The sequence below is a fragment of the Longinema margulisiae genome, from assembly GCF_025266855.1.
Classification (GTDB): Bacteria; Spirochaetota; Brevinematia; order Brevinematales; family Thermospiraceae; genus Thermospira.
This window is the reverse complement of sequence record NZ_CP053071.1, coordinates 1,165,190-1,178,105: the sequence shown is the minus strand read 5'-3', so window position 1 is coordinate 1,178,105 and position 12,916 is coordinate 1,165,190. Positions and strand designations below refer to the sequence as shown.

The 12,916-nt window shown below is 40.4% G+C and carries 9 protein-coding genes; 4 read left to right on the top strand and 5 right to left on the bottom strand.

Going from position 1 to position 12,916, the window contains the following annotated elements; genetic code table 11:
• The first annotated feature begins 12 nt into the window (after positions 1–12).
• The 4 genes from BREVNS_RS05335 to BREVNS_RS05320 all read left to right on the top strand — a co-directional run bounded on the left by BREVNS_RS05335 (position 13) and on the right by BREVNS_RS05320 (position 6,764).
• The gene (locus tag BREVNS_RS05335; RefSeq protein ID WP_483428012.1) at positions 13–1,122 is read left to right on the top strand and encodes a Fic family protein; all 1,110 of its coding nucleotides are present in this window, start codon (positions 13–15) and stop codon (positions 1,120–1,122) included.
• A gap of 106 nt (positions 1,123–1,228) precedes the next feature.
• Positions 1,229–3,721: an N-6 DNA methylase gene (locus tag BREVNS_RS05330; RefSeq protein ID WP_483428011.1), complete on the top strand. Its 2,493-nt coding sequence runs from the start codon at positions 1,229–1,231 to the stop codon at positions 3,719–3,721.
• Position 3,722: 1 nt separating this feature from the next.
• Complete coding sequence (locus BREVNS_RS05325) at positions 3,723–5,987, top strand: AAA family ATPase (RefSeq protein WP_483428010.1); 2,265 nt, start codon at positions 3,723–3,725, stop codon at positions 5,985–5,987.
• A gap of 48 nt (positions 5,988–6,035) precedes the next feature.
• The gene (locus BREVNS_RS05320; RefSeq protein WP_483428009.1) at positions 6,036–6,764 is read left to right on the top strand and encodes a hypothetical protein; all 729 of its coding nucleotides are present in this window, start codon (positions 6,036–6,038) and stop codon (positions 6,762–6,764) included.
• Positions 6,765–6,962: 198 nt separating this feature from the next.
• Here BREVNS_RS05320 and BREVNS_RS05315 read toward each other — a convergent pair whose 3' ends face one another.
• From BREVNS_RS05315 to BREVNS_RS05295, 5 genes are read right to left on the bottom strand one after another with little or no spacing between them, the layout of a single operon-like run.
• Positions 6,963–8,036, bottom strand: coding sequence for a spore photoproduct lyase family protein (locus BREVNS_RS05315; RefSeq protein WP_483428008.1), 1,074 nt, complete (start codon positions 8,034–8,036; stop codon positions 6,963–6,965).
• Positions 8,033–8,926: a hypothetical protein gene (locus tag BREVNS_RS05310; RefSeq protein WP_483428007.1), complete on the bottom strand. Its 894-nt coding sequence runs from the start codon at positions 8,924–8,926 to the stop codon at positions 8,033–8,035. Before BREVNS_RS05310 ends, BREVNS_RS05315 begins: the two co-directional genes overlap by 4 nt.
• A complete protein-coding gene (locus BREVNS_RS05305; RefSeq protein ID WP_483428006.1) occupies positions 8,926–9,870 on the bottom strand; it encodes a diacylglycerol/lipid kinase family protein in 945 nt (314 codons plus the stop codon). The genes BREVNS_RS05310 and BREVNS_RS05305 overlap by 1 nt, the downstream gene beginning before the upstream one ends.
• A 2-nt stretch (positions 9,871–9,872) precedes the next feature.
• A complete protein-coding gene (locus BREVNS_RS05300) occupies positions 9,873–11,411 on the bottom strand; it encodes a Kae1-like domain-containing protein (RefSeq protein WP_483428005.1) in 1,539 nt (512 codons plus the stop codon).
• Positions 11,408–12,316, bottom strand: a complete 909-nt coding sequence (locus BREVNS_RS05295; RefSeq protein WP_483428004.1) for a diacylglycerol/lipid kinase family protein — start codon at positions 12,314–12,316, stop codon at positions 11,408–11,410. The genes BREVNS_RS05300 and BREVNS_RS05295 overlap by 4 nt, the downstream gene beginning before the upstream one ends.
• Positions 12,317–12,916 lie beyond the last annotated feature (600 nt).

Below are 12,916 nucleotides of genomic sequence, written 5' to 3'. Positions count from 1 at the left end.
GAGGTAAGTAAAATGCAGAATCATTATTTTTTAAAACCACTTCCTCCAAAAACAGATGTTGAAACAAAACAAGTTTTAAAACAGCTTGCGTATGCGCATCGCTTTTTAGCAGAATTGAAAGGTGTTGCAAAAACAATTCCAAATGAACTTATACTGATAAGTACTCTCCCTTTACTTGAAGCAAAAGATAGCTCGGCTGTTGAAAATATTATTACAACTCATGATGAATTATATAAAGAGAATCTCTTTGGAAATTTTATGTCCAACCCTGCGGCAAAGGAAGTGCATCGTTATGCAGTTGCAATGAGAGAGGGTTTTAAATTGTTAAAAGAAAAAAATTTAATAACCAATGATTTGATTCTTAAATTGCAGGAAATAATTGTTGCAAATAATGCAGGATATAGAAAACTGCCGGGTACAGAACTAAAAAATCAAAATACAGGTGAGACCGTTTATATTCCACCTCAGGATTACAATAGTATAATCGAATTAATGAATAATTTAATAGAATATATTAACGACGACAACATACACCATGTTGATCCTCTTATAAAAATGAGCATTATACATTTTCAATTTGAATCAATACATCCTTTTTACGATGGCAATGGCAGAACGGGAAGAATGATAAATATACTTTATCTTATATATAAAAAATTAATTGATTTGCCAGTGTTGTACCTCAGCAGTTATATTATCCGGACAAAATCCAATTACTATGAATTGTTGCAAAAGGTCAGAGACGAAGATAGCTGGGAAGAATGGATTATCTACATGTTAAAAGGTATAGAACTCACTTCAAAAGGAACTATTGAACTTATTAAAAACATGCACACATTAATGATGGATTATAAACACAGAATCAGAGATAAATACAAATTTTATTCACAGGATTTATTAAACAATCTATTCAAGCATCCCTATACAAAAATAGAATTTATACAAAATGATTTAAAAGTCCACAGGCAAACGGCATCCAGTTACCTTGAACAGTTAGTTGAGGGCGGTTTTTTGAAACTTGAAAAAATTGGCAGAGAAAATATCTACATAAATGAACCACTATTCAAACTATTTGCCGACTATGATTTGTCTTTATATGAGAATACTAAAGACCATATCTAAACAAAGGAGGAATTATAAAATGGCAGATATGTCGAGAAAATAGATAAGTTTCGACATATATTTAAAATATATTGAAAAAAACAAAATTTTTCACAATGGAGGGATTATGTTAGACAACGAAACCAAACGACGCATTGATACTGCCCGCGATATTCTTGTAGGCAAAGTACCAGACCCTAAAAGTCAGGTAGAGCAGATAACCATTGCCCTTATCTACAAGTTTATGGACGACATGGACAAGGAAGCAGTTGAACTTGGTGGAAAACCAAGCTTTTTTGTCGGCGATTATGAACGCTACGCTTGGAGCAAAATATTTGACCCCCGCATTGGCGGTTATGAAATGCTGAATCTCTATGCAGAAGCCATTACAAAACTCAATCAAAACCCGAATCTTCCTCAGCTATTCCGGGATATTTTTAAAAACGCCTATCTGCCCTACCGTGACCCAGAAACTTTAAAACTTTTTTTGAAAACCATCAATGAATTTTCCTATGACCATTCCGAACGGCTGGGTGATGCTTTTGAATATCTCCTTTCTGTCCTTGGAAGTCAGGGCGATGCGGGACAGTTCAGAACTCCACGGCACATTATTGATTTTATGGTGCAGGTAGTCAATCCGCAAAAGCATGAAACGATTTTAGACCCTGCATGCGGTACTGCCGGGTTTCTCATTTCATCCTACAAACACATTCTCAAAGAAAACTGCAAAAAAATACCCGGTGATTTACTCACTCCAGAAGAGCGAAAAAAGCTCCTGACCAATTTTAAGGGGTATGATATTTCGCCTGATATGGTGAGGCTTTCTCTCGTGAATATGTATTTGCACGGTTTTGTGCAACCGCAGATTATAGAGTACGACACTCTCACCAGCGAAGACCGCTGGAATGAATACGCCGATGTCATCCTTGCCAATCCGCCGTTTATGACTCCGAAAGGTGGCATCAAACCGCACAAAAAGTTCAGCGTGCAAAGCAATAGAAGCGAAGTGCTTTTTGTGGATTACATCGCCGAGCATCTGACCCCAACAGGTAGAGCGGCGATTATTGTACCGGAGGGGATTATCTTCCAGAGCGCTAATGCGTACAAAACACTGCGGAAAATGCTTGTGGAAAATCATCTGTATGCAGTTGTATCCCTTCCAGCAGGGGTATTTAAACCTTATTCTGGAGTAAAAACTTCAATTCTATTTATGGACAGACAACTTGCCAAAAAAACTGATTCCATTCTATTTGTAAAAATAGAGAATGACGGCTTTGATCTGGGTGACCAGAGACGACCGATTGATAAGAATGACTTACCCGAAGCATTGAAGTGCTTGAATGAGTGGAAGAAGACGATAGTGAATAAACAGGATAAACAGGATAACAAGGATAACCCCCCCAAAAATCCTGATAATCCTGAATATCCTGTAAAAAATTTTGGCGAATACAATTTTGCCTGGCTCGTCAAGAAAGAGAAGATAGCAGAAAAAGGGGAATATAACCTGACCGGGGAGAGATATAGAATTGTTGTTAGTAAATCTAAACAGAAATATCAAGAAGTGATCTTAGCTGATGCAGTAGATATAATTACACCACCAAAGAAATTAAAAACATCAGAATACTTGCCTGATGGGAAAATCCCTATTATTGACCAGTCCCAAGAATTTATTTCAGGTTATACAAATGATGAAACTGCAATCATTAATCCGTCAAAGCCTTATATTATTTTTGGTGATCATACCTGCACGGTTAAATATATTGATTTTTCATTCGCACAAGGAGCAGATGGAATAAAAATACTGTCTCCGCATGAAGAATTTATTCCAAAGTATTTTTATTATTTCTTAAAAAATAACCCAATAGAGTCTGACGGCTATAAGCGACATTATTCAAAGTTAAAAGAGCTTAAAATCCCCCTCCCTCCTCTCGAAGTCCAGCGCGAGATTGTAGCCGAGATTGAAGGCTACCAGAAGCTGATTGACGGTTGCCGTCAGGTGGTGGATTCGTGGAAACCCGATATTCAAGGCTATCTGGACGACGAACTCAAGCAGTATCTGGCCGAACATCCGGAGGAAAGAGACGAACTGTCAGAAGGCTGGAAAATGGTGAAGCTGGGGGATGTGTGTGAGATTTTAGACCGGTTTAGAAAACCAGTTGAAAAAAGCGAAAGAAAAACTGGATGTTACCCGTATTATGGTGCAACCGGTATTGTTGATTATATTGACCAATATATATTTGACGAAAAGCTCGTTTTAATTGGAGAAGATGGTGCAAAATGGGGCGCTGGAGAAGAAACAGCTTTTATTGCTACAGGAAAGTATTGGGTAAATAATCATGCACATGTAATTAGGCCTGATAGGTCAAAAATAATTGACGAGATAATTGTATATCTTTTGAATAGCATTGATTTATCAAAATATATCACAGGTGTAACGGTTCCCAAGCTAAACCAAGAAAAGTTGCGATCCATTCAAATCCCCCTCCCGCCCCTCTCTGTCCAGCAGCGCATTGTGGACAAAATCGAAGCGGAGCGCAAAGTAATCGACGGCTGTCGCGAACTCATCAAAACCTACGAAGAAAAAATCAAGCGGGTGATAGATAAAGTCTGGGAGGGGTGAAATGATCAGACAGATTAAAAAAATAGCTCGGTTTGGTGTGTATTCTGATTTCACATGGGATTCTAAAATATGCGCTGATTTTAAGCAGTATAATTTTATTTATGGCTGGAACTATTCGGGGAAAACGACACTGTCAAGGCTTTTCCGTTGCTTTGAATTAAAAAACATCCATCCGGATTTCCCTAACCTGGAATGTAGAATACAAACAGATCAAGGCGAATTAACACATAAAAACCTTGCCGATCATGCCTTGAACATCAGGGTATTTAACGAAGATTTTGTGGAAGAAAATTTTAAATGGAACGATGAAAATCACAGGTTAAACCCTGTGTTCATTTTAGGTGCGGAGGCGATAGAATTAAACGAGCAATTGAAAAGATTAACGGATGAAAAAAATCAACAAGATGAAATTCTGCGGAAGTTACAAAGCGAAAAAAATAATTTAGAGTTGAAGCTGGATAATACTCTCACAAATAAAGCATCCGAAATCAGAAAAATCCTGAGTATTACCAATGCCCGTGAATTGGATAAAACGAGATTGGAAAGTCAAATAAGTAAGATAAAGGAAAATTATAAAGAAAAAATTTTTAGTGAGGCGGATCGGGATAAAAAGTTAAGTATTTATAGGAACCAACGACAGTATGAAAATATTGCGGAAATAAAAATAGACTTAAAATCAAATCAATTCATTCAGGAATGCAATCAATTACTTAGTAAAAAGATAACGGCTCAACAAGTTATTGAAAAGCTAAAAGAAAACCCTCAATTAAATAATTGGGTGCGCGAAGGACTTCGTTTGCATCAACAGGAAACTATCTGCCAATTCTGCGGAAATCCCCTTCCGGAGGATTTATTTTATAAGCTCAACAAGCATTTTTCAAAAGAATTCGATCAATTGATTGAGGATATTCAGTCGCTTGAATCAGAGATTAGGCGGTATAAAATCCAACTGGAAAAACTGAGTTTTCCCGATAAGGCATATTTTTACGAAGAATATCAAGAAGAATATGTTAAAAGAATTCAGGGCTTAAAAAACTGTATTTCTGATTTGATTGGTCAATTAGATCAATTAACAGAAAAGCTGGAGGAAAAGAAAAAGAAGCCATTCGATATTGTTAATTCAGATTTCTCGAAACCTTTGGATGATGATATCGTTCAAGCGATAAATAAAATCAACGAGTTGATTCAATCGAATAATAAAAAAATACAGGGGTTGTCTAAAGAGAAAGAAAAGATCAAAGAAGAATTGATTCAGTATTATTCTGCTTACGCGATCGATGAAACGACATATTTTACGCTAAAAAAAGAAATTGAAGACAAGACAAAGGAAATTGCTGAATTGGAGGCTCGTATTCAGGAGCTCACCAAGCAAATAGAGAGCAAAAGAGAAGAAATACTGAAATGCAATTTGGGATCGGAAAAGATTAATCGTTACCTCAATGATTTCTTCGGCGATGATCACCTGCGAATAAAACCACTCGATGATGGTAAATATCAAATATTCAGAGGCAACACTCTGGCTAAAAACTTAAGCACGGGAGAAAGGAATATCATTGCGCTTGTTTATTTTATCACCAAATTAGAAGAAAATAATTTTGCTGTAAATCAGGCGATTGTATTCATCGATGATCCGGTTTCCAGCCTGGATAGCAATCACACTTATAAGGTCTATGGCTTTTTACAAGAAAAGCTTAAAGATTGTGGTCAACTATTCATCTCTACACATAATTTTGATTTTTTTAATCTCTTAAAAGATTTAGTCTATGGAGATCCGGATGGCACTCCAAATAAAAAGAAAAAAAGCGAGAAAGAAAATTATTACCTGATCAAAAAGATACTTCAAAACGGCGGCAAAATTTCGAGAATAGAGAACCTGCCAGATATCTTGAGAAGATTTAGATCGGAATATAATTATTTATTCAGTATTCTTATGAAATTCGCAGATTCTAATGATCAAGCGAATTTTGAGATGCTCTACATTCTACCCAATATAGCCCGCCGTTTTTTAGAAGCATATTTATTTTATAAATACCCTGATGGTAAGGTATTTAAAGATAAATGCAAACTGTTTTTCCAATCTGTTGAGCAGAATAAAAAACAAACGGTTTTAAAATTACTCGATGAGTATTCTCATGAAGAAAATCCTGAACATATTCGAAATCATCCTGATATTCAGGAATTACATGATTGTATAAGAGTTGTTTTTGAATTACTGCAAAATAATGATAAAGAGCATTATGATGCGTTATGTGAGTCTATCAGGTAGTTGTGAATCCTACAAAATAAATAATAGAAAAAGTCTAGGAGGGGTGATATGGAAGAAGCACAGAAAATATTTGAGTTTCTTCCAATTTCTTACAAGAATCCAACAGAAAAAGAGTATGTTGATTTCTTGTGGGATTCCTTCTTAACCAACTACAACGCTGAAAAATATCCCTTTGCCTTTTTGGCGTATCATATGCTCTTTATGTGCTTTGTTTACTTTGAAATATGGCAGATCAAGGAAAATTGTGCTGAAGATTTCAAAAAAGCGATGATGGGTTTTAGTAAAGATATGGAAAATGAATTGATAAAAGCTACAACACCATTTGCTCTATGGCAGGTAAATGAGAGTACTGTATTCAGATTTTTAAAACTCATCGGCTTAGATAATTCAGAAATTGGTAGATTTACAAAAATTGTTAAAGAGAGAAACGACGCTGCTCACTCAAATGGAAATATTTTTTACAGGAACAGGGAAAGTCTTGAAGAGAAAATTAATGAAATACTTTCCTGTATAGAATGTATTCAAACAAAATCCAAGCCTATTATCGAAAAAGCGTATCATGATTTTCTTATAGCAAGTCAGAACCCGGAAGAAAGAGAATATATAAAAGACGAAGACCAGATAAATGAGATATTTATTCACGGAAATTATCTCTCTTTAGAAGATATTAAAATCGCTCAAAAATATGACATTTCAATATTATCGAGTGAGATGGGATTTTCAAATATTCGAAGTCTTGCACAAACACTGAATAATTTATATAATCAAGAAGAATGAAAATTTCCACGCATGTTTTGTGCTCCAGCGGCAAAGAAGGAGGGAATTAAGAAATGAATACAAAACCAGAGGAATATTCTCCCCCTCGCACAACAACCAGTTAGCGGGAGATGTGCGCTATCATTTCATCTCCTCACATTCGCTTTGGAGATCTAAAAACCCCCTTCCACAAACCCTTTACCCCTTTCCAAAAGCCCCCTACCCAAAACACTCAGGACAGGCCTTCCCGGAAAGCCCCGTAAGCTCCCAGAGAAAAGCCTTTTCCATACAGAGATAGAGAGGAGCCGAAGGAAAAACACCCTGAATGGTGCGAATGATTTCCTGATAGAAAGCCCGTCGAAGGGGCTGGAGGTATCGATATTTGTGATCACTATCCGAGGGGAACATTTCTCCCGCCAACAGAAGAGAACCCGAAAACCTCTTTTCAATAAGAGGAGCAAGGCTTAGCGTATGCCTATAGCCACCAAGACTTATCCATCGAATGAGACGATGGTCTAAGCAAGAGAAAATCTCTTTCGCCAGTTGTTTGTAGGCGGGGAGAAGGTCCTCGAGCATAATGATCGGATCAAAGTGAATGGCCACAGGTATTCCACCTGTTTGAAGACGACTCATGGCCAAAAGCCTCTTTTCAAAAGATGCGGTTTTGTATTCCTCACGTGCGGTGAGAGTGGGAACATTGACAGAGAATCCTACCACCACATCAACAGAGGGATAACGCCTGTGGGCTTCAAGAAGGGCATCTATTTCGGCGGATTTTGTTTTGAATTCAATGGTGATACGGTTTTCCCATCCCTGTTCGTGGATCATCCGGAGAAAAAAAAGGCTCTCTTCCAGCACTGGATCAAGAGCGAGGGAATCCGTGAGTTCCCCCGTCCCAACCCGAAGCTTTGGAAAACGGGAAAGATGATGAGCAATCTCTGGGATCATATCCTCCCTGTTGACAAATGCCGTGATAAAGGGGTTGTTTTCAATATAATTCTGGAGAATACAATAGGTACAATCAAAAGGGCATCCACTGATGGTATTGATGGTGTAATAGTTGCAGCATACGACCCCCACAGAACCAGGACATTTCTTGAGAAAACGCCCCTTTTGCTTCGTAAGAAAAAGGGTGGATTTCCCCCAGAGAAATTTTTCTTCGAGAGGAAGGGTTTTGACCTTTTCTATGAGATCCTCTTTGGTAGCCTCAACGGCTGAAAGACCAAGTCGAGAGGATATCACCTCTACTCTGGCCATCTCTACGCCGGGGTCATAAAAAAGGCGCTCAATCATTTTTTCTCCCCCCGAAGAATAGCAAGCGCCTCTTCGAGTTCTTTTTCAATAGATTTTCTCTTTTCGTCGAGGGAAACAAGATCTCTTTTTTCTCTCACCGGAAAAGAAAGAAAAAGGCTATCACCCTCGAGAAAATCAGGCCAGGACAGGGTCCAGCCAGTTTTTTTTCGTATAGCGGTGGCAATGGACAAAAGCCTACCCTCTAACGTGGTAAAAAGGGGATACCGCAAAGCTTTGAGCCGCCTCATGAGAATCTCAAGCCGTTTTGATGGACCTTCTGGAAGAGTTTGTATGGTCCCCCAGTCTACTTCCTCTAAAATTTTCTGTAGAGACCAGTTTTTGCCATTTTTCAGGCTCAAAAATCCCTGCCTTATCTGTCTCAGTTGATTTCCACTTGCACAGAGACAATCCATAGCACTGGTGAGCCAGTCTATCCAGCTTTCATCATCTTTCCACTCGTAGAGAAGTCGAAGAGAGATACCGTAGTGAACGGCTTTGGCTATGAGAGATCGATGATCTTTCATCCAGGTCCAGAAGGTGGGTGTTTGAGAAAGAAGGGGTATATGAGAAGAAAAAAACTCTATGACGTTTTTGTCGCTTATTCCCCATTCAGAGGCCGTGAGGGCAGCAGAGGCCCATTCGATTTCCTCCCTTCCTCCCTGCGTGAGACAAGCCTCTTTGAGGCAGAGAAGGCACTCGTTTTCATTTTCTGGAACAAAGAGAAGAAAAGAGTGTGGTTCGGTTGTCGGTTTACCCTCATAGGGATATATGGTATCCTGCCAGAAAATAGCCCGGATCCATTGAGGGGATGAAGCTCTCTGATAAGCCCCCTTAGTAAAAATGAGCCAGTTATGGGGATCGATATGGTGGATTTCCGTACGAATGGTCATCAACTTTTCCTCTCACTCTCTCTATACTTCTGATGGATGGTTTTTGGAAGGATCATTCGAATGGCTTTGGGATGAATGGTTATCGTCAGGGGAAGGGTATCAAAGGGTTCGCCATCAAGTTGGGAGAAAACCTTCTCTTTTGCCGTCAATCGAAGAGACTCACATTGAAGAGATTCTTCCCGGCGAAAGAGGGTAGTAGTCCCATAGGGTTGCCAGATTGTGGAGAGCACACGCCACACAAGCCGTAGCAGGTTCCAGGTCCCTACTTCCTGATACAGAAAAACATCTAGCTTCCCATCCACTGGAGTGGCACGGGGGGTTATTTTGAAGTAACGGCCATACCGCTGAATATTGGAAACAAGGACAAAAGATGCCTCATGGGTCTTTTCTCCTATCTCCACGGTAATCATCGGGAACCGATACTTCCCTAAGGCCTGAAGCCCCCCAACCACATACGCAAATTTCCCAAAGAGTTTTCGCAAGCCCCGTTCTCGCTGAGACCCTTCCATAACAGAAAGGGTACGAAGGGCATAGGCATCAAAGCCCGCACTCAGCATCAAAAGAAAAAAACGCTCGTTAGCCTTCCCCACATCCAGAGATATGGTATGTCTTTCATCAAGCATGCGGGCAATGGCTCTCCAGGAAGTAGGAAGTCGCATTTCACGGGCAAAGACATTTCCCGTCCCCATGGGATAGAGGGCAAGAAGACAGTGACTCCCGATAATCCCATTGAGCACCTCATGAAGAGTGCCATCACCACCAGCCCCCACGACACATTCCCATCCCTCCAGAGCCGCCCTGTATGCCAGTTCTTTCGCGTGCCCAGGATAACGGGTATAAGCCAGTTCTACGGTGTGACCCAATGACTCAAGATACTTCAGGCACTGGTTGAGCGAACGTTCATGACGTCGATGAAGAGCATTGGCTACAAAAAAGTATCGCATGGTTATTCCTCGGCAGATGTTTTCGCCTCTTTTCTTGCCAAAATGTGGAGAAGAGCCCCCAAAGCCACACTGCTATCCCCTGTAGGGATATTCCGATGAATCAGGGGTTCAAGACCAGCCTTGCGAAGGTGGTATTCCATGAGTTGCAAAAGATGGGGGTGAATGAAAAGATTTCCAGAAAGAGCGACTCGTTTTTCTTTGTACTGATCGGCATATTCTCTCACCAGCGAAGCGGTATTGGCAAAGAGGGAATGAATAGCCCGGTGAAGAATAAAAGAAGAACTCTCACCCTCCTGAATATCCTTGAGCACCTGCTTGAAAAGATCATAGGTATCGAGGTAAACCGCATTATTTTCTCGAATAAGCGACACCTCATAAGGAGAAATATCCTGCGAGAGGAAGATTTCATCCAAGCGTTTATTCACCATATCGTATTCTTCCACCAGGGCACGGTAATCCAAAAGTTCAAAGAGAGCCACAATAATATGCGTCATACTTGAGGAAGAGGTCACATTGATGATACGTTTGTTGATCGCACTGATCACATAGCGAATCTCTTCTTTGCTTCTCAGGTGGTTCATGAAAGGAATATTCAGTTCATCAAGATCTCCTGCGATCTCTCTGAGAACAGCCAAGGTAATTCGCCAGGGTTCAAGGTAAGTGGAGGCGTTCCCCGGAATAGGGATTGGTCTCCAGGAGGCAAGAAAAGAAACATGCCCCATCGTTCCATACACAATATCGCTTCCCTCAATGGTACCATGGCTTGTGTGATCTTCCTCATCAAAGATAATACCCAACAGAGGGGTATTTGAAAAGTGATTGTCAAAAAGAACATTGGCAAAATGAGCCTCGGTATGGGTATAGGCACTCTTTTGACCGTACTTGGAGAGATAGGTATGGAGAAGAGACTCATGATAGTACTCGTGGAAGATAACCCCCCGGGTAATAAAGGCCTTCTTCTGATTTTCCATCCACTGATGAGCCGCCTCAAGTTGTTGCCAATCAAGAAGCCTCCCAAAAACAGGAGAAAGATGAATCTCACTCCCCTCTAACACCGCCACACTGAGGTTACTCTCACTTCCAAAGGCAATGAAATCATAGTTTTTCTCCCCTTCTAACTCAACAATAGCCCCCTGAAAAGGGGTATAAGAGACAGGATACCATGCATCCTGATAAAGGGTATAATAACAGAAGAGATGATCATTTTGAAGTTCCACATCGTATCCCTTTTTCGTGCTGGGAGTGAGAAAATAAAAAGGAGCAGAGGAAGAAAGCTCTGGATAAGAAGCAAGAAGTTTTTCTGTTTTGTCCCGGTTGGCATCCGAGAGAAGGATGAGAGGGACAAGTTCTCCCTTTTTCCCCCAGGGTTCATTCTTGGGAAGGGGCAAAAGAAGACAGGGAAAAATCTCCTCTTTTTTCAGCCTAAAATACGACACAAGAGTCTCTTTGTTGAGAAAAAGAAGGCAAAACTCCTTTGAAGAAGGATGACTCTCCACTTTGAAATTTCTTCCTGAAGGAAAACGTAACACTGGTGAAATCATAGAGACCTCCTCTCTACAAGTGTGGCACGGTTTTTGTTCACCACCATGGGAAGAGATGCTGGACAGACAGAAATAGACCATCTCTCTAAATGATAAATCTCTCCATCGATATGGGTAACGCAGGGAGAAACAGAGGAGAAAGAAAGAGAAGTAAATTTCTCCTCATGAACAAAGGGAAGAGAGGTATGTCTTCCCTGAAGGGCCAAAAAGAGGTTTTTTACCCTTTTGCCTGTTCCCACATTCTCTATCCAGCAAAGATCAAGAAGACCATCGTTTAATGAAGCTGATGGGGTAAGGGCAATCCCCCCTCCAGAACTCCGACCATTGCCAATAGAGACAAGAAAAACCTCCTGTTGTTTTCCACGGAAAGTAAGGTTATAGCCTTTGTAAAACAGAAGGTTCTTGAAGATAGGAGGATAGTAGCGCCATTTCCTTGGAAGCCAGGTCCAGTGTCGAAACTCAGAAGCCACAAGGGCATCAAACCCTATCCCCATGGTGTTAAAAAAGTAGCGTTCATTACACTTTCCCACATCAATCGCTGTAGCCTCATCACGAAAAAAAGAAGCCCATTCCTCCGGCACAAAAGAGGACGAAAACCCGAGTCCCAGAACAAGATCATTTCCTGTTCCCGCCGGAATAAGAGAAACCCTGATATTGTTTCTCCCGACTAAAGGTTGACACATCTCATTGAAAGTCCCATCTCCCCCAATGCACACAAACTCTCTGTAGCCAAGTCCATAGGCTTTTTCGGCCAACATGGTGGCATGGTTATTCCCTTCTGTTGCCCATACCGTAACCTCATGATGAGGAGAGGCTTGAGAGAGAAAATCCATGAACTGATTGACCACCTGCTGGGCTTTCCCCTCTCCAGCCACGGGATTATAAATCACACACACGCGAGGCACTTCCCCCTCCTTTTTCTACGCTATCATTGTAAAGCGTTTTTTGAAAATCGCAAGTAGGCAGGGGGAAAAGTCGCCAAAAGAGAAGAAGGGTTTATCCCACAGACAAAAGATTTCTATGAGACCTTTGCACGAATGTGCAAGGGTCTCTTTATGAGAAACAAGCACAACCACAGGCAACGGCTATTACCCTGTTTCAGCAAACACCCTTTCTTTAGCTGAAACAAAGTCATAGCCATAAATCAAACCACCCACACAAACACTCTTTTTCCTTCCATAACTCTGATTTTTGAGATGCAGAAAAATTTTGTACCTTTCCCCCTGTTTACCTCACCTGGAAAACCACGCGACCAGTTTTCCTCTGAAACAACAGAAGGAAAATAAAAAAGTGAGACCCTTGAACGGATGTTTTTTCCCTCTGTCTGGGTCAGGGGCTACGCCCCTGAAACCCCGCTTTTTCTGTTTACAAAGACTTATTTGTCTTTTTTTATCCAAAAAATAGGCTTGTTTATTGATGGAAAGGAATATTTTTATACTACTTTTTGCTTTTTTATTACTTTCTTGAGACCTTTGCACATTCGTGCAAAGGTCTCAAAGTGTTTT